The sequence below is a fragment of the Streptomyces sp. NPDC001443 genome, from assembly GCF_053597355.1.
This window is the reverse complement of record NZ_JBSFIA010000001.1, coordinates 309,552-325,848: the sequence shown is the minus strand read 5'-3', so window position 1 is coordinate 325,848 and position 16,297 is coordinate 309,552. Positions and strand designations below refer to the sequence as shown.

General features: G+C 72.1%; 13 protein-coding genes and 2 tRNA genes. 7 read left to right on the top strand and 8 right to left on the bottom strand.

Features of this window, described 5'->3' with window-relative positions:
• Window positions 1-32: 32 nt before the first annotated feature.
• A tRNA-Pro gene (locus tag ACWC24_RS01430) sits at window positions 33-109 on the bottom strand.
• Between the two features lie 139 nt (window positions 110-248).
• Between ACWC24_RS01430 and ACWC24_RS01425 the strand changes: the two genes are divergently transcribed.
• A tRNA-Gly gene (locus ACWC24_RS01425) sits at window positions 249-319 on the top strand.
• 301 nt (window positions 320-620) lie between these two features.
• Here ACWC24_RS01425 and ACWC24_RS01420 read toward each other — a convergent pair.
• A complete protein-coding gene (locus ACWC24_RS01420) occupies window positions 621-815 on the bottom strand; it encodes a hypothetical protein (protein ID WP_069772786.1) in 195 nt (64 codons plus the stop codon).
• Window positions 816-1,301: 486 nt separating this feature from the next.
• On the opposite strand from ACWC24_RS01420, the gene ACWC24_RS01415 reads away from it, so the two are divergent.
• Window positions 1,302-2,456: an acyltransferase family protein gene (locus ACWC24_RS01415; RefSeq protein WP_450660773.1), complete on the top strand. Its 1,155-nt coding sequence runs from the start codon at window positions 1,302-1,304 to the stop codon at window positions 2,454-2,456.
• 92 nt (window positions 2,457-2,548) lie between these two features.
• Here ACWC24_RS01415 and ACWC24_RS01410 read toward each other — a convergent pair whose 3' ends face one another.
• Both ACWC24_RS01410 and ACWC24_RS01405 read right to left on the bottom strand, forming a co-directional pair.
• Window positions 2,549-2,983 carry an HD domain-containing protein gene (locus ACWC24_RS01410; protein ID WP_450661035.1) on the bottom strand — a complete coding sequence of 145 codons (435 nt, stop codon included), beginning with the start codon at window positions 2,981-2,983 and terminating at the stop codon, window positions 2,549-2,551.
• A gap of 8 nt (window positions 2,984-2,991) precedes the next feature.
• Complete coding sequence (locus ACWC24_RS01405) at window positions 2,992-4,170, bottom strand: PP2C family protein-serine/threonine phosphatase (protein WP_450660772.1); 1,179 nt, start codon at window positions 4,168-4,170, stop codon at window positions 2,992-2,994.
• A gap of 162 nt (window positions 4,171-4,332) precedes the next feature.
• Here ACWC24_RS01405 and ACWC24_RS01400 point away from each other — a divergent pair, with 162 nt between their 5' ends.
• The gene (locus ACWC24_RS01400; protein ID WP_450660771.1) at window positions 4,333-5,586 is read left to right on the top strand and encodes a GNAT family N-acetyltransferase; all 1,254 of its coding nucleotides are present in this window, start codon (window positions 4,333-4,335) and stop codon (window positions 5,584-5,586) included.
• A gap of 68 nt (window positions 5,587-5,654) precedes the next feature.
• Here ACWC24_RS01400 and ACWC24_RS01395 read toward each other — a convergent pair whose 3' ends face one another.
• Both ACWC24_RS01395 and ACWC24_RS01390 read right to left on the bottom strand, forming a co-directional pair.
• Window positions 5,655-6,473 (bottom strand): Fpg/Nei family DNA glycosylase, encoded by an 819-nt coding sequence (locus ACWC24_RS01395; protein ID WP_450660770.1) that lies wholly within the window; start codon window positions 6,471-6,473, stop codon window positions 5,655-5,657.
• 129 nt (window positions 6,474-6,602) lie between these two features.
• Window positions 6,603-7,088 carry a ribose-5-phosphate isomerase gene (locus ACWC24_RS01390; RefSeq protein WP_152894684.1) on the bottom strand — a complete coding sequence of 162 codons (486 nt, stop codon included), beginning with the start codon at window positions 7,086-7,088 and terminating at the stop codon, window positions 6,603-6,605.
• A 202-nt stretch (window positions 7,089-7,290) separates the two neighbouring features.
• Here ACWC24_RS01390 and ACWC24_RS01385 point away from each other — a divergent pair, with 202 nt between their 5' ends.
• A complete protein-coding gene (locus ACWC24_RS01385) occupies window positions 7,291-8,769 on the top strand; it encodes an amino acid permease (protein WP_450660769.1) in 1,479 nt (492 codons plus the stop codon).
• Between the two features lie 107 nt (window positions 8,770-8,876).
• Here ACWC24_RS01385 and ACWC24_RS01380 read toward each other — a convergent pair whose 3' ends face one another.
• Window positions 8,877-11,507: a protein kinase domain-containing protein gene (locus tag ACWC24_RS01380; RefSeq protein ID WP_450661034.1), complete on the bottom strand. Its 2,631-nt coding sequence runs from the start codon at window positions 11,505-11,507 to the stop codon at window positions 8,877-8,879.
• A gap of 306 nt (window positions 11,508-11,813) precedes the next feature.
• Here ACWC24_RS01380 and ACWC24_RS01375 point away from each other — a divergent pair, with 306 nt between their 5' ends.
• Window positions 11,814-12,536, top strand: coding sequence for a hypothetical protein (locus tag ACWC24_RS01375; RefSeq protein WP_450660768.1), 723 nt, complete (start codon window positions 11,814-11,816; stop codon window positions 12,534-12,536).
• 111 nt (window positions 12,537-12,647) lie between these two features.
• Here the strand turns inward: ACWC24_RS01375 and ACWC24_RS01370 are convergent, their stop codons facing one another.
• On the bottom strand, window positions 12,648-13,232 hold the full coding sequence (locus ACWC24_RS01370) for a biotin transporter BioY (RefSeq protein WP_450660767.1): 585 nt from the start codon (window positions 13,230-13,232) through the stop codon (window positions 12,648-12,650).
• A gap of 469 nt (window positions 13,233-13,701) precedes the next feature.
• Between ACWC24_RS01370 and ACWC24_RS01365 the strand changes: the two genes are divergently transcribed.
• Window positions 13,702-15,009: an ROK family protein gene (locus ACWC24_RS01365; protein ID WP_450660766.1), complete on the top strand. Its 1,308-nt coding sequence runs from the start codon at window positions 13,702-13,704 to the stop codon at window positions 15,007-15,009.
• A 227-nt stretch (window positions 15,010-15,236) separates the two neighbouring features.
• Window positions 15,237-16,292 carry an ABC transporter substrate-binding protein gene (locus ACWC24_RS01360; protein WP_450660765.1) on the top strand — a complete coding sequence of 352 codons (1,056 nt, stop codon included), beginning with the start codon at window positions 15,237-15,239 and terminating at the stop codon, window positions 16,290-16,292.
• Window positions 16,293-16,297 lie beyond the last annotated feature (5 nt).

Genomic DNA, 16,297 nt, shown 5'->3' with positions numbered 1-16,297 from the left:
ACGAGGGTGATCCTTCCGGACTGCCGTCCGGATGGTCGGGGTGGCGGGATTTGAACCCACGGCCTTCCGCTCCCAAAGCGGACGCGCTACCAAGCTGCGCCACACCCCGTCTGGTGCGAGACGTAGGGTACATGCCCGCAGGCAGCGGGGCTGCCGCATTTCCCGCGGAGGCAGGGAGTGTGCGGCGAGCACGTGCGAACCGCTACGATGCCTGTGTGCCGCGGTCACCCGACCTGCGACGCATCCGTGCGGGCGTAGCTCAATGGTAGAGCCCTAGTCTTCCAAACTAGCTACGCGGGTTCGATTCCCGTCGCCCGCTCTGCGTGAATTCAGGGCCCGGTCCGAAGAGTGATCTTCCGGCCGGGCCCTGCCGCGTTCACCGGTGCCGGGGCCGAGATCACTCCGCCCGAATCACTCCGCCCGAATCACTCCACCCAGAACCCGGATCGCTTCGCCGAGATCATCCGTCCGGGGTCGCCGCGTCCGGGATCACTTCGACGCGCCCGGGATCACTTCCCCGCGCCCCCGGATGCCGCCGGGCGCGGGGTCGCCCGCTCCGGCGCGTGCGCCATCACTTCCACGCACCCCCCGCGTCGAGCGTTCCCGTCGGAACGGCCGGCTCAGAAGTTGATCGAGTTGATCGTGTCCGCGAGCGAGTTCAGGAAACGGTTTATCGACGGAGCCATGCCCGTCGAGGCGAGGAAGAAGCCGAACAGGATCGCGACGATCGCGGGGCCCGCCTTGATCGAGCCGCCCCGGATCAACACCACCAGGATGATCGCCAACAGCAGCACCACGGACAGTGAAATGGCCACAACTGATCACACCCTCGGTCGGTCCGCTCTCCCGGCCCGGGGATGCCGGCCCCGCGCACCCCCGCCAGAACCATCGTGCCACCAACACGGCCCGCGTATGCGGCCCGTGACGCATCATCGGCCGGAACCGGGCTCCGGCGTTCGCGCGAAACGACGCCGGGCGCGGCAGGCACAGCAATTCGAGGTCCCACTCGCGCAGGGAATTACACGGACCGTTTCAATATCCACACAGCCCGTCCGCAGCCAATTCGCCTCGCCGGCCGCCGACCGCGGCAGGCGCCCCCACCGGCGCCGATATGCACCCTTTCGCATGGATGAATTGCGACATCAGCGGAGGAATCTCCGCGCCGGAGCGTCGTCCATGTGGGCGCCATCACGCTGTCGGCGAAGTCGACTCGGGGAAATCCCGGGGTGCCCGCACCGCATAAAACCGTATCGACGTGGGGTGTTTTACGGAAACCCACGGACGACGCTAGGGTGCCTCAAATGTTCCACGCCGCCTCGCCCCCGCCGCACGTCGAGCAGGACCAGAAAAACCAGGACAAGCAGGACACACAGAACAAGCAGCACGAGAACGGTGATCGGTCGCAGAACAGGCCCAAGCGGCGCGACTCGTTCTTCGACAACGCCAAGTACCTGGCGATCGTGCTGGTGGCCGTGGGCCACTCCTGGGAGCCGCTGAAGGGCGACAGCCGGATCCTCCAGGGCGCGTACATGGTCGTGTACGCGTTCCACATGCCCGCGTTCATCATCATCTCCGGCTTCTTCTCGCGGAGTTTCGACGCGCGCCCGGACCGGCTGAAGCGGCTCGTCACCGGTGTCGCTGTGCCGTACGTCCTCTTCGAGACGGCCTACCCGCTGTTCAAGCGGTTCGTGGACCACACCCCGGACCAGGAGATCAGTCTCCTCGACCCCTGGTACCTGACCTGGTTCCTGTGCGCCCTGTTCATCTGGCGGCTCACCACGCCGATCTGGAAGCTGGTGCGCCATCCGCTGCCGCTCGCGCTCGGCGTGGCGGCGCTCGCCTCCGTCACGCCGGCCATCGGTGACGACCTGGACCTGCAACGCGTCCTTCAGTTCCTGCCGTTCTTCGTGCTGGGGCTGTGTCTGAAGCCGGAGCACTTCCGGCTGGTGCGCCGCCGCTCGGTACGGATCGCCGCCGTCCCGGTGTTCGCGTTCGCGCTGGCCTTCGGCTGGTGGGCGGTGCCGCGGATGAACGCCGCGTGGCTCTACCACCGCGACGCCGCACAGGAACTGGCCGCGCCCTGGTGGGCCGGGCCGGTGATGCAGCTGGCGCTGTTCGGCTGCTCGCTGGTGCTGTCCGCCTGCTTCTTCGCCTGGGTGCCGGGCCGCAGGCTGTGGTTCACGGCACTCGGCGCGGGCACGCTCTACGGTTATCTGCTGCACGGTTTCCTGATCAAGGCCGGTGTGTACCGTGGCTGGTTCGAGCACACCTGGCTGCACCGGCCGCTCGGCGAGATCTTCGTCAGCGTCCTCGCGGCCGCGGCCGTCACCCTGTTGTGCACCCCGCCCGTGCGGCGGGTGTTCCGGTTCGCGATGGAGCCGACGATGGCGTGGGCCTTCAAGCGGGACGCGGCGGAGGTCGCGCGTGAGCGTGAACGCGTGAAGGTCAGCGTCTGACCCCCGGGCGTACGCCGGATCTTGTCCGCGGGTTCGCCGTGGCCGGTCGCGCAGTTCCCCGCGCCCCTTCAGAGCTCGTCCTCGGGGCGCGTTCAAAGTCCCAGGAGCCGGCGCATGTGGGCGTACTTCTCGGTCAGTCGGTCCCGGGTGGCCGGGTCGAGGACCGCCAGGCGCGCCGGGTCCGCGTTGTGCGCCAGGTCCGCCTCCTTCACCAGCAGCGCCCCGGGCGTGGCGAGGACGCGCCGCGCGTACGCCGCCGGGTCCTCCCCGGTCCGCTTGGTGACGGCGAGCACGATGTCCTTGGTGCGCGCGCTCAGCGCGGCCTCGTGCAGCCACCGCGCGGACAGCGCGTCGTCCTCGACGGAGTCGTGCAGCCAGGCCGCCGCGATCTGTTCGTCGTCACCGCCGCGTTCGCGCACGCCGTCGGCGACGGCCCGCAGGTGTTCGGCGTACGGCCGTCCCGCCTTGTCGGTCTGTCCCTGGTGCGCCGCCCGGGCCAGCGCCTCGACCTCGGCGAGGGTCAGCATGGCCGCGGTCACCGGACGGCGGCCGCGGTCGGGCCCTCGCGGCAGACCAGCAGCAGCGCCCGGTCGTCGTTGACGTCCTTCGCCACCGCCTCGATGAGGTGCCAGGCGGCGCCCTGGAAGCCGCCGGCGACATACCGGTCGGCCGCGCCGGTCAGCCGGTCGATGCCCTCGACGATGTCGCGGTCGGAGGTCTCGACCAGGCCGTCGGTGAACAGCATCAGCACGTCGCCGGGGCGCAGGGAGCCCTTGACCGGGTCGAACCGGGCACCGTCGTAGACACCGAGGAGCGGGCCCTCGGCGGCCTTCTCCTCCCAGCGGCCGCTGCCCGCGCTGAGCTGGAGGCCCGGCGGGTGTCCTGCGGAGTAGAGCTCGTAGTCGCCGGAGTCCAGGTCCAGGACCAGGTGGATGGAGGTCGCGAAGCCCTCGTCCCAGTCCTGGCGCAGCAGGTAGCCGTTGGCGGCCGGGAGGAAGGCGTGCGGCGGGAGGGAGCCGAGCAGACCCCCGAACGCGCCCGACAGCAGCAGGGCGCGGGAGCCCGCGTCCATGCCCTTGCCGGACACGTCGGTGAGGACGACCTCCATCGTGCGGCCGCCGTTCGTGCGGGCCGCGACCACGAAGTCGCCGGAGAAGGACTGGCCGCCCGCGGGGCGCAGTGCCATCTCTCGGTGCCAGCCGCGGGGCAGCTTCGGCAGCTTGCTCTGCACCCGGATGCGTTCGCGCAGGTCGAACAGCATGGTGCCGCCGCGCCGCCAGGGCACGCCGACGCGACTGCGGAACTGGGCGATCAGCAGTCCGATGAATCCGCAGGCGGCGACGACCAGGACCACGCCAGGGGTGACCCGGGAGGGCCCCTGGGTGTAGGGCCCCAGTTTCACGGACTCCACGATCAGCGCGGTGGCCGCGGCCGCGTACAGGCCCAGCAGGCTCGCCGGGCGCAGCAGCAGGCCGCCGGCGACGATCGGCAGGACCAGCGCGGCCGGTGAGCACCAGACCGAGTTGGCGAGGGTGGTGGCCGCGATCAGCGGGATGGTGAGCAGCAGTCCGGCCAGCGCGATCCAGTCCGAGCCGTCGCCGCGGAAGTAGTCCACGGCGGATCTGCGCACGCCGACGCGGGCCCGGTGCCATTGCATCTTCAACCGGGCCGTGAACGTCTCGGCCGCCGCGCGCCGCTCTCGTCCTGCTGCCATTAGTTCGGGACCCTATCCATCGGACCTGCCGCTTGGCACGGGAGGTCCCGCTTGTCCCCCGTCCGAGCCTCGCCCTCACAGTGAACTTCACGGGAGGCCGCCGTGCTGCGGGCACGGAGAAATTGGCTGGCCGCACCCGTGATGCCCTGGTACGCATGGCCCATGGCACATCACTTGCCCGACGGGGCGACCGACCTGCGGGTGCTGCGGCAGGGCGACTGGGACCAGTGGTACGGCAACCTGAATCGTGCCTTCGGCGGTGGTGCGGAGTCGGCCGAGGTGGTGGCGCTGTGGCGCGACGAACTCGTCGACGCCGACCGGGCGCTGGGGGTGTGGGACGGGGACCGGTGTGTGGGATCGGCGGCGGCGTACCCGTTCCGGCTGACCGTGCCGGGCGGCGCCCCGGTACCCGCGGCGGGCGTCGCGATGGTCGGCGTGGCCGCCACGCACCGCCGGCGCGGGGTGCTGACGAGGATGATGCGACGCCAGCTCGACGACGTACGGGCCTGGGGCGAGCCGCTGGCGGTGCTCACCGCGTCGGAGCCGGCGATCTACGGCCGGTTCGGGTACGCCCCGGCGGCCTTCGGGATCAGGGCCGAGATCGACACCGGCCGGGTGACGCTGTCCGTGCCGGACGGCACGGATGCCGTACGGCTGCGGTACGAGCGTCCGGCGGACGTCCTGGACGTGTGCGAGGCGGTGTACGCGCGGACGGTGCCGGCCCGTGCGGGCATGCTGGCCCGGCAGCCGGGCTGGGAGCGGGTGTGGCTGCTGGACACGGAGCGGGACCGGGACGGCGCGTCGGCGTTGCAGTGCGTGGTCGCCGAGCGGGACGGGGAGCCCACCGGGTACGCCCGGTTCCGGGTCGCGATGCGGTGGACGGACAGCGGGCACGACGGGCAGGTGGTCCTCCAGGACCTTGCGGCGCTCGATCCGGCGACGGAGGCGGCGCTGTGGCGCTTCCTGTTCGGCATCGACCTGACGACCTCGCTGAAGGTGCGCGAACGGCCCGTCGACGAGGCATGGCAGTACCAGGTGTCCGACATCCGGCGGTGCCGACTGCGGCTGCGGGACTCGTTGTACGTACGGCTGGTGGAGGTCGGGGCGGCGCTGGCGGCGCGGACGTACCAGGCGCCGGTGGACGTGGTGTTCGAGGTCGAGGACGCCTTCTGCCCGTGGAACGCGGGGAGTTGGCGGCTGACCGGCGACGCGAAGGGCGCGTCCTGCGTCCGCACCACGGACGCCGCCGATCTCGCCCTCTCGGTACGGGAGTTGGGGGCGGTGTACCTCGGCGGGGTGTCGCTGGCCGCGCTGGCGGCGGCCGGCCGGGTGCGCGAGCTGCGGCAAGGGGCCCTGGTCGAGGCCTCGTCGGCGTTCGGCGCACTCGTGGCCCCCTGGCTGCCGCACGGGTTCTGAGCCGGTCCGGCGGTCCCGCGCGGCCTGGACGCGCGGTCCGCCGGGTCAGGGGACGCGGGTCCGCCGGGTCAGGTCCGCTGGCAGGTCGGGCACCAGAAGAGGTTGCGGGCGGCGAGGTCGGCGGCGCGGATCCCGTCGCCGCAGAGGTGGCAGGGCAGGCTGGCGCGGCGGTAGACGTAGACCTCGCCGCCGTGGTCGTCGACGCGGGGCGGGCGGCCCATCGCCTCCGGGGTGTGCTGGGGGCGGACGGTGTCGATGCGGTTGTTGCGGACGCCCTCGCGCATGAGCCCGATCAGGTCGCCCCAGATCGCGTCCCACTCGGCGGGGGTGATGTCCCGGCCCGCCCGGTAGGGGTCGATGTGGTGCCGGAAGAGGACCTCGGCGCGGTAGACGTTGCCGACCCCGGCGATGACCTTCTGGTCCATGAGGAGCGCGGCGATCGTCGTACGGCTGCGGCGGACGCGGGCGTACGCGGCGGCCGGGTCGGCGTCCGCGCGCAGCGGATCGGGGCCGAGGCGGTCGTGTATCGCCTGCTTCTCGGCGCGGGTGATCAGCGCGCAGGTGGTGGGGCCGCGCAGGTCGACGTACGCGGTGTCGTTGGCGACGCGCAGGCGGACGGTGTCCGTGGGCGGGGGCGCGGGGGCGTCGCCGAAGTCGACCTTGCCGAAGAGGCCGAGGTGGATGTGGACCCAGTCGGCGTCCTCGTCGTCGCGGAAGCCGAGGAAGAGGTGCTTGCCGTGGGCGTCGGCGGTGCGCAGGACGGCGCCGTCGAGGAGGGCGGCCGCCTCGCCGAACCTGCCCTGGGGGCTGGTGACCCGCGCGGCACGGGCCGCGAAGGCGGCGGCGTAGTCCTGCGCGAGCCGGTGAATCGTGTGCCCCTCTGGCACGTCCTGTCGTCCTTTCCCACCCGTACGCCGGTCCTGGTCTGCTGACCGTGGAACCCGGGGAGATCCGTCGGAACCCGAAGGGCCCCGGGGGCGGTCACCCCCGGGGCCGGGCGTCTGCCGCTGTTGCCGCTACTGCTGCGGGTGGTGCGCCGGGATCGGCGGGAGGTCGCCCGTGGTCTCGTAGCCGGAGAGCATGTCGATGCGGCGGATGTGGCGCTCGTCACCGGAGAACGGCGTGCCGAGGAAGGTCTCGACGAACTTCGTCGCCTCCTCCTGGCTGTGCATCCGCGCGCCCACGGCGACCACGTTCGCGTTGTTGTGCTGCCGGCCGAGGGACGCGGTCTCCTCGCTCCAGGCGAGGGCCGCCCGTACGCCCTTCACCTTGTTCGCGGCGATCTGCTCACCGTTGCCGGAGCCGCCGATGACGATGCCCAGGGCCTCGGGGTCCGCGGCCGTGCGCTCCGCGGCGCGCAGGCAGAAGGGCGGGTAGTCGTCCTGGGCGTCGTAGATGTGGGGGCCGCAGTCGACGGGCTCGTGTCCCGCCTCCTTGAGCCATTCGACGAGGTGGTTCTTGAGTTCGAAGCCCGCATGGTCGGAGCCGAGATACACGCGCATGGATCGAGTGTGACACGGGTGTTGCGGGGCAGCAGCGGTGGGTGTGCGACGGACGGGTGTGACCGGGGCTACAGAACCTTAGGTTCTTCCGACGTACGATCCGGAATCAAAGGTTCCAGGATTCGTAACCCTCCGTTTCGCTGGACCGTCCCGTACACCGCTCGTGCGGGAGCCCCTCGAGTGGCGCAAAGGAAATCCCTCCATGACTTCGCAGTCGACCCTGACGAAGACCGGAAGCGGCCACGGAGAGCCCGGCGATCCCGGCTCCTCTCTCCACGCCGGTCTCAAGAACCGTCACCTCTCGATGATCGCCATCGGCGGCGTCATCGGCGCCGGCCTCTTCGTAGGTTCGAGTTCCGGCATCGCCACCGCGGGCCCCGGCATCCTCCTGTCGTACGCGCTCGTCGGCACGCTCGTCGTGCTGGTGATGCGGATGCTCGGCGAGATGTCCGCGGCCAACCCGACCTCCGGTTCCTTCTCCGCGCACGCCGACCGGGCGCTCGGCCGCTGGGCCGGGTTCTCCATCGGCTGGCTCTACTGGTTCTTCTGGGTCGTCGTGCTGGCCGTGGAGGCCACCGCCGGCGCCAAGATCCTGGAGTCGTGGATGCCCGGCGTCCCCCAGTGGGGCTGGGCGCTGATCGTGATGGCGGTGCTGACCGCCACCAACCTGGTCTCCGTCAGCTCCTACGGCGAGTTCGAGTTCTGGTTCGCCGGGATCAAGGTCGTCGCCATCGGCGCGTTCATCGTCGTCGGCGCGCTCGCCGTATTCGGTGTGCTGCCCGGCGTCCACAGCGACAAGGCCGGCCTCGGGAACCTGACCGAGCACGGCGGCTTCCTGCCCCACGGTCCGGGCGCCATCCTCACCGGTGTGCTGCTCGTCGTCTTCTCCTTCATGGGCAGCGAGATCGCCACCCTGGCCGCGGGCGAGTCGGAGGACCCGCAGCGGGCCGTGACCAAGTCGACCAACAGCATCATCTGGCGGATCGGCGTCTTCTACCTCGGCTCGATCCTCGTGGTCGTCTCCCTGCTGCCGTGGAACGACCCGTCGATCAAGGAGAAGGGCTCGTACGTCGCCGCCCTCGACTCCCTCGGCATCGCGCACGCCGGTCAGATCATGAACTTCATCGTGCTGACCTCGGTGCTGTCCTGCCTCAACTCCGGTCTGTACACGGCCTCCCGCATGGCCTTCTCGCTGGGCCGGCGCGGCGACGCGCCCAAGGCGTTCGCGCGGACCACGTCCCGCGGTGTGCCGCGGGCGGCGATCCTGGCCTCCGTCGCGTTCGGCTTCGTCGCGGTGTTCTTCAACTACAAGTTCCCGGACTCGGTCTTCCTCTTCCTGGTCAACTCCTCCGGTGCGGTCGCCCTGTTCGTCTGGCTGGTGATCTGCTTCTCGCAGCTGCGCATGCGGAAGATCATCCAGGCCGAGGCGCCGGAGAAGCTCGTCGTGAGGATGTGGCTGTACCCGTACCTGACCTGGGCGGCGGCCGCGCTGATCGTCTTCGTGCTCGGCTACATGCTGACCGACACCGAGGGGGAGAGCAGCGGGCGCACGACCGTGCTGCTGTCCCTGGGGGTCGCGGCGGTCGTGATCGTGATCGCCCTGGTGAGGGAGAAGGTCCGCGGCGGCCGGACCGCCGCGGTCGAGGCCGCGGCGGCCGCCGACGAGGTGCCGGTGGGCTGAGGCCCGCCGCCCGGACGCCGGGTATGGGTCGAGGGGAGGGAACCCGCGGGTTCCCTCCCCTCGCGCGTTCCCCCGTTCCCGGGTGCACGTGCGCGGGGCCCCCGGTTTCACAGCAGCGTGAAACCGTCCTTGACCCGGTCGTACGTCCGCACGGCCCGGGTCTCGATCCGCGGCTGGTACCAGGTGTTGATCTGGTACGACTTACCGCTCGCGTCGAAGCCCAGCAGTCTGGCGTGCCACTGGACGCCCTTCAGGGTGAACGTGTACTCCCAGACGACCGCCGGGTGGCCGCGGAACGTCGTCTCGTCCAGACGGATCTTGCGATAGTCCTGGCCCTGGTGGGCGTTCTGCTCCGAGGTCCGCCAGGTGTCCATCAGGTCGCCCCGGGCCAGCGAGGACTTGGCCACCAGCTCTTGGGTGCCGTCGGGCGAGGTGTAGTGCACCTCCGCGCCCGTCTTCACGTCCCGCCGCCAGCCCTTGGGCGTCACCCACGCGAACCCGCCGGCCTCCTGGTGCGCTCCCGGCGGCAGGCTGGGCGGCCGGAAGGTGCCCTCGACCGTGGGCGCGGGGGTGCCGGAGGTCGGCGCCGGGGCGGACGCGGAGGCCTTCGGCGAGGAACTCCCCGCACGGGTCCCCGCGGGCGGGGATGACGACATCGCCAGCACCACCGCGACGACCGCGCCCGTGGCGGCCGCGGCACCGGCGGCGACCAGGACGGCCCCGCGGCGCCGGGCCCTCGCCGGGGAGGGCGGTCCGGTGGTCCGCTCGGGCGGGGGCGCGGGCGGGACGGGCAACGGGCGCCGCTCGGTCGCCGCCTGCGCGTGGGCCGCGGCGGCGTCCGCGGCGCGCGGGCCGGCCTCCGGAGTCCGGCCGACGGCACCGGCACCGGCACCGGCACCGGCAGGACCCGTACCGCCCGCTTCGCCCGTACGGCCTGTATCGCCGGTGCCGCGGACGCCGCTGCCGTTGCCCGCGTTGCTGGAGGAGGTCTCGGAGCGCACCTCCGACCGCGCCTCCGACCAGGCTTCCGACCGCGCCTCGAAGACGGCATCGGTGGCGGCCTCTCGAGGCGCGGGCCCGGTGCCCGTGCGCTCGGCGGGTCCGGCGGGTCCGGCGGGTCCGGCCGCCTCGGGCGGTACGGGCGGTACGGGCGGTACGGGCGGCGCGTCCTGCGGGGCCGCCGGGCTCGGCGACGGGATCGCATCCTGTACGGGGGCGGCAGCGGACTCCCTCGGATCACGCGGACCCGGCAGGCGCGAGGCGTCCACGACGTCCGGGGTGGACGGCCTCCCTGACAGCCGGGGCAGGACCCTGGTGGGCGACTCGGCATCAGGGCCGGAATCCCGACCGACGGGGGCCGGGTCCCGGGCGGGCGGGGCCGGGTCCCGGGCGCCAGGGGCCGGATCCCCCGCAGCCGCAGCCGCGTCCTGAGGGCCGGGGTCCAGGTCCCGGAGGCCAGGGGCCGGGTGCCCGGCAGTCGGAGCCGGGTCCCGGGGCATCGGAGGCAGGCCCTCGGGCGTCGCCGAGGGCGCCTCGGGCTCGGGCGAGGGCGCGGGCTCGGGCGGCGCCTCGGGGGCGGAGGAGGCCTGCGCCGGGACCGCGGACGCGGGTACGGGTACGGGGGCGGGCTCGGGACCGGAACCGGTCGCCGTCGGGGCGGCGGAAGCGTCACCGGCGCCCGGCGCCGCGGCGTTCCCCGCCTCCGGCTCGGCCACCGTCCGCGCCCGGACCTCGTACACCGCCCGCGGCTCGACCCCCCGCTCCAGCGCCGACGGTTCGCTCCCCTGCACCGCCGTCGGCCCGGCCTCCTCCGTCGGCTGATGTTCCGGTTCGTACCCCGCCGTCGGACCGGGCTCGTCCGGCGGCCGGGGCTCGGTGGGGGACGTCGCGCCGGGGGGTGCGTCGGGCTCCGCCGTCGCGCTGTCCGCGGCCGGTCGCACCCCGGCCGGCCCTCCCCCGCCGCCGACCGCCAGCGTCGGGGTCGGGTCCGGGAACGCGATCGGGCGCAGGGCCGACTCCACGTCCTCCAGGGACGGCCGCACCGCCGGTTCCTTCTCCAGCAGCGCGGCCAGCACGCCGTGCAGCGGACCGGCGGAGGCGGGGAGTTCGGGCTCCTCGTAGAGGACGGCGTGCAGCGTCGCCAGGGTGGTACCGCGGGAGAAGGGGGAGCGGCCGCCCAGGGCCGCGCAGAGGGTCGCGCCCAGGGACCACACGTCCGACGGCGGGCCCTGGTGCCGGCCGGAGATCCGCTCGGGGGCCATGTAGTCGGGGGAGCCGACCAGCATGCCGACCATGGTGAGCGCCTTGGCGTCCTGGATCGCGGCGATGCCGAAGTCCGTCAGGACGACGCGTCGCCCGCCGCCCTCCACCAGGACGTTGCCGGGTTTGATGTCACGGTGCAGGACGCCCCCGGCGTGCACCTGCCGCAGCGCCGCCACCAGACCGAGGCCGATGCGGGCCGTCTCCCCCGGACCCAGCGGCCCGTCCTCCACGATGACCCGCTCCAGGGAACGGCCGGCCACCAGTTCCATGACGATCCACAGGCGTTCGCCCTCGTCCACCACGTCGTACACCCGCACGACGTGGGGATGGTCGATCCGGGCCGTCGCCCGCGCCTCGCGCAGCGTGCGTTCGCGGCGGGTGCGGGTGTCCTCCGCGTCGAGTCCGTCTATCCGCATTTCCTTGACGGCGACCGGCCGGTCGAGAATTTCGTCGACGGCTCGCCACACCCGCCCCATTCCGCCCTGTCCGATGCTCTCGACCAGTCGATAACGTCCCGTCACCAGCAGCCCCGGAACTCCGCCGCTCCGCGGGTTTCCCGCGCCCCCCTCGTCTCCCGCATCACCCGGATTTCCCGGGCTCCCCAAGTCTCCCGATTTTCCCTGCACTTCCGCCGCACCCCCTCTTCGGCAGTCCGCCCGGCCTCCCCTGACACGCAATAGTCACACTTGCGGCCGTACCAGCATAGTGCGGAGAAATCTTGTGGTACCTCTTCAAGTACTGCGGATTCAGGCGCAGTCCAGGGGGACGCAAGGGGGACGAACATGAGTTCTCGTCGAATGAAGGCCATTGCGGGATCGCTGGTCACGGCATCTTTCTCGGCCGTGATGATCCTTCCGTTCACGGCCACCGCCGATGACCAGGGACCGGGTAGCGACAAGGGGGGAAAGGCCGTCGACCAGGCACCGGCGGGCGTGAAACTGACCACGCTGCTGCCGGAGAAGATCTCGGTCGACAACGGTTCGAAGAAGACGTCGATCAAAGCCACGGTGAAAAACGAGGGAACCAAGAACAGCGGCGACATCAGGCTTTTGGTGGTCGGTTTCGACGGCCTCGAAGTCACGGATGTCCAGGGCTGCACGGCGATCGCGAAAAAGGATCTGCCGTCCGGTTCGAACAGCGGTTTCAGTTGCGCCGTCGGCGATCTCGCGGCGGGCAAATCGAAGTCGTACGACGTCTCCGCGACGTACGACCTGGGCAAGACCGGGAAGATCTGCCTGCCGGTGCAGACCGCCGACGGGAAGAAGACCTTCTGGCAGCAGGGGCCGGTCCCGTTCGGCACGTCCAACCCGTCGCCGAACGCCCCTGCCACCCCGCTGCTGCTCGGCACCGACAACCAGCCGGTGGCACCGGGCGGTGACGAGCTGCCCAGGACCGGCGTCGGACGGGACGTCCTGCCGCTGGGCGCGGCCGGCGCGGCACTGGTCCTGGCGGGCGCGGCGGGCCTGTGGTGGTCGCAGCGGCCGCCGCGGGCCCGGCAGGCCTGAGCCCGGCGGGACCCGAGCCCGTCCCGGGAACGACGAAGAGGTTCGCCGGAGCGCTGTCGCGGCGCGACCCGGCGAACCTCTTCCGCTCCCGCTCGCGCGGGTGCCGTGACGTCAGCGCTTGGCGAGCTTCCAGGCGGCGGGCAGCGCGCCCATCGCCAGCGCGGCCTTCAGCGCGTCGCCGATCAGGAACGGGGTGAGGCCGGCCGCGATCGCTGCGGCGGCGGACATTCCGGTGGCCAGGGCCAGGTAGGGAACGCCGACGGCGTAGATGATCGCCTCGCCGAGCAGCATCGTGCCCGCCGTGCGCAGCACGGAGCGGTCGGCGCCGCGGCGGGCCAGCGCGCCCACGGCGGCGGACGCGAGCAGCATGCCCAGGACGTAGCCGAAGGACGGCGCGGCGCCGCCCGAGGTGCCCTCGGCGAACCACGGCACACCGGCGACGCCCGCCACCGCGTACAGGGCGAGGGCGAGGAAGCCGCGGCCGGCGCCGAGGGAGGTGCCCACCAGCAGGGCGGCGAAGGTCTGGCCGGTCACCGGCACCGGGGAGCCGGGGACCGGGACCGAGAGCTGGGCCGCGAGGCCGGTGAGCGCGGCGCCGCCGAGCACGAGGGCGACGTCCCGGACGCGGGACGCGGGGAGCAGGTCGGCGAGGACCTGTCCGGGCCGGACGGTGGCAGTGGCGGCAGCGGTGCTCATGGGGACTCCGCGGAGGATGGGCGGCGGGGGACACCGTGACGCTATCCCAGCGGTCGTGGCGTGATCACCGTCAGTGGTCGACAAAGGGAGGATCAAGGCCTTGGTGGGCTTCGGACAAAGGTCGTCGGCTACGCACGCTCCGGCGTGATGCCGGTCACTGAGGTCGGGTGGCCTGCGCAACGGGCGGCGGCACGACGGGCTTCTGTAGGGATTCACCAACGCCGGTGGCGGGTGCCGTGGGGGGCCGTCTCGCCCGTCGGTCGCCGTCTGGGCAGCGGTCCGTCGTTTTGCTAGCTTCGACCGCATGGTTGCTCAGGCCCGGTACTTCTCGTCGCGTCGCTATGTCGACCTGCGACGCCAGGGCACGGCCACCTGTCGCCTCCGCGGGTGAGGCGGACGGAGCGATCCGGTGCGCGCCTCACGTCAGCAGACGGCGCAGTGTCGGACCGGCTCCCCGAGGAGATGCCCCATGCCCACTCCCACCTCCACGCCCGTACCCGCCCCCCGCTCCCTGTCCCGGGCCGTGGCGTCCCCCGTCGCGGCTTCCCGTACCCCGTCGGCCCGCCTCTCGCCGCCCCGCACCCCCGCGGCCCGCGCGTCGGCGCCGTCCGCCGTCCCGCGCGTCGCGGACAGCGACCGGCGCCGGACCAGCGCCAGTGTGGTGCTGCGGTCGGTGCTGGAGCACGGGCCGGTCGCGCGCAGCACCATCGCCCGGCTGACCGGGCTGTCCCCGGCGTCGGTGACCGACCATGTGGCCCGGCTCGCCGGGCTCGGGCTCGTCCGCGAGGCCGCCGCGCCCGGACGGTCCAAGGGCGCGGGACGCCCGCACGTGCCCCTCGATCTGGACGACTCCCGGTTCGTGGTGGGCGGGGTGCACGTGGCGGTGCCGTACACCACGGTCGCACTGCTCGATCTGCGCGGACGGGTGCTGGAGCGCCGCGAGTTGAAGCACCGCTGCACCGAGCCGTACGAGGTGCTGGCACGGGCGGCCGAAGAACTGGAGGCGCTGCTGGCCGAGGCGGCGGACAGCCGGCCGCTGGGGGTCGGGGTCGCCGTCGGCGGCTGGGTGGACCGGGACTCCGGGACCGTCGTCGAGCATCCGCTGCTCGGCTGGCGCGAGGTGCCGGTGCGGGAGGTCCTCGCGGCGCGCACCGGGCTGCCGGTCCATGTGGACGGCCACGCGCGGGCGTTGGTCAACGCGGAGCGCCTGTTCGGGCAGGCGCGCGGCAGCCGCAGCGTGCTGCATCTGTTCGCGGGGAACGTGGTCGACGCGGCGTTCGCCACGCATGACGAGGTGCACCACGGCCCCCGTTCCCAGGCGGGGTCCGTCGCGCATCTGCCGCTGGCCGGTGGCACCGAGCCGTGCGACTGCGGCCGGACCGGCTGCCTCCAGGCCGAGCTGAGCGAGCTGACGCTGTGCCGGCGGGCCCGGGAGGCGGGGATCGTCGACGGGGTCAACCCGATGCGGGTGCTCGCCGCGGCGGACGCCGGGAACCCGGTGGCGGTCCGGCTGCTGCGGGAGCGGGCGCGGATGACGGGACGGGCCGCGGGGCTGCTGCTGGACGTGCTCAACCCGGAGCGGGTCGTCGTCACCGAGGTGGGCGTGCTGTTCCGGGAGGACTGTCTCGCGGCGCTGCGGGACGAGGTGGGGGCGGAGCGGGCGGGGTGCGTCGCGCCCACCGGCTTTCGGGACCTCGTCCTGGCCGTGGCGGGCGGTGCGGTGGCCCTGGACGTCCTCTACCGGGATCCGCTCACCGCGTCGTCCGAATCGAATTAATTCAGAAACTCCGAATGTTGACAGGCCTCCCGGCCGGACAGGACGATGTTCGCATGAGCTGTCGCACTCTCTGTTGCTGACGCCCCGGTGCGCCGGGAGCGCGCCCTTCCCGCTGTCTTCCCAGCCGTTTCCCGGCTGACTTTCTCACGCGTATTCCCCGGCCCGGCCCCGCCGTTCCCGGAATTCCGTACGTGCCTTTTCGACGCTTTCCCCCAGGGGGTACTCCCATGCCTTCGTCCTATGACCGTCGGGTGTTTCTCGCCTCGCTGCTCGGTGCCGCCGCCGGTGTCGCCGGGCTCAGCGGCTGCGCCGAGACCAGCGCGGCCGCCACCGACAAGGGCGCCGCCACGGCCCCACTGGCCGACAAGGTGCCGGCCGGCACCAGCCTGAAGATCGCCTCGTACCAGAACGTGCAGCAGTTGCAGTTCGGGCTGGCGAAACTGCCCGCACTGCCTTTCACGGTGTCGAGCTGGGTGAACATCGGGGCCGGCCCCGATGTCATCAACGCCTTCCGGGCGAAATCCCTGGACCTGGCGAACAACGCGGGCATCCCGCCGATCCAGGCGCATTACCAGGGTTATGACGCGAAGATCGTCGCGATCGACGTCACCCGCAAGCCGAACTATCTCTTCGCCACGAAACCCGGCAGCGACATTCACACGGTCGCCGACTTCAAGGGGAAGAAGCTGGCGTTCTCGCAGGGGCAGGCGCAGGGTGTCGTGCTGCTGCGGGCGCTGAAGAAGGCGGGCCTGAAGTACGACGACGTGACGCTGGTCCCGCTGACCAGCAACCAGTTCCTGACCGCGCTCCAGTCCGGCCAGGTCGACATCGCCCCGCTCGCCAACAGCCAGGCGCCGGCCTACCTCCAGCAGTACGGGTCCAAGGGCGCCCGTTCGATCACCACCGACGTCGTCGACCTGCTCAACCTGCTGTGGGCGCCGGTGTCGGTGCTCGCCGACAAGGCGAAGGCGGCCGCGATCGCCGCGTACATCCCGCAGTGGGCCAAGGGCCAGGTCTGGCAGTACGAGAACCCCGACCGCTGGAACGAGGAGTTCTACGTCAAGACGCAGAACCTGACCCTCCCCCAGGCGCGGGCGATCACCACGCTCGCCAACAAGCCGCTGTTCCCGCCGAGCTGGGACGAGGCGATCGCCTGGGAGCAGGAGACCGCCGATCTGCTCGCGGAGGGCGGCTTCGTGAAGAAGTTCGACGTCTCCTCCCTCTTCGACCACCGCTTCGAGGGCATCGCCGCGAAGTCCGTACCCGCCGAGTACCGGAGCTGACCGCC

Coding starts and splice junctions, on each gene's coding strand:
- ACWC24_RS01415 (WP_450660773.1), top strand. CDS start 1,302: ATGTTCCACGCCGCCTCGCCCCCGCCGCACGTCGAGCAGGACCAGAAA.
- ACWC24_RS01410 (WP_450661035.1), bottom strand. CDS start 2,983: ATGCTGACCCTCGCCGAGGTCGAGGCGCTGGCCCGGGCGGCGCACCAG.
- ACWC24_RS01405 (WP_450660772.1), bottom strand. CDS start 4,170: ATGGCAGCAGGACGAGAGCGGCGCGCGGCGGCCGAGACGTTCACGGCC.
- ACWC24_RS01400 (WP_450660771.1), top strand. CDS start 4,333: ATGGCACATCACTTGCCCGACGGGGCGACCGACCTGCGGGTGCTGCGG.
- ACWC24_RS01390 (WP_152894684.1), bottom strand. CDS start 7,088: ATGCGCGTGTATCTCGGCTCCGACCATGCGGGCTTCGAACTCAAGAAC.
- ACWC24_RS01385 (WP_450660769.1), top strand. CDS start 7,291: ATGACTTCGCAGTCGACCCTGACGAAGACCGGAAGCGGCCACGGAGAG.
- ACWC24_RS01380 (WP_450661034.1), bottom strand. CDS start 11,507: ATGGGGCGGGTGTGGCGAGCCGTCGACGAAATTCTCGACCGGCCGGTC.
- ACWC24_RS01375 (WP_450660768.1), top strand. CDS start 11,814: ATGAGTTCTCGTCGAATGAAGGCCATTGCGGGATCGCTGGTCACGGCA.
- ACWC24_RS01370 (WP_450660767.1), bottom strand. CDS start 13,232: ATGAGCACCGCTGCCGCCACTGCCACCGTCCGGCCCGGACAGGTCCTC.
- ACWC24_RS01365 (WP_450660766.1), top strand. CDS start 13,702: ATGCCCACTCCCACCTCCACGCCCGTACCCGCCCCCCGCTCCCTGTCC.
- ACWC24_RS01360 (WP_450660765.1), top strand. CDS start 15,237: ATGCCTTCGTCCTATGACCGTCGGGTGTTTCTCGCCTCGCTGCTCGGT.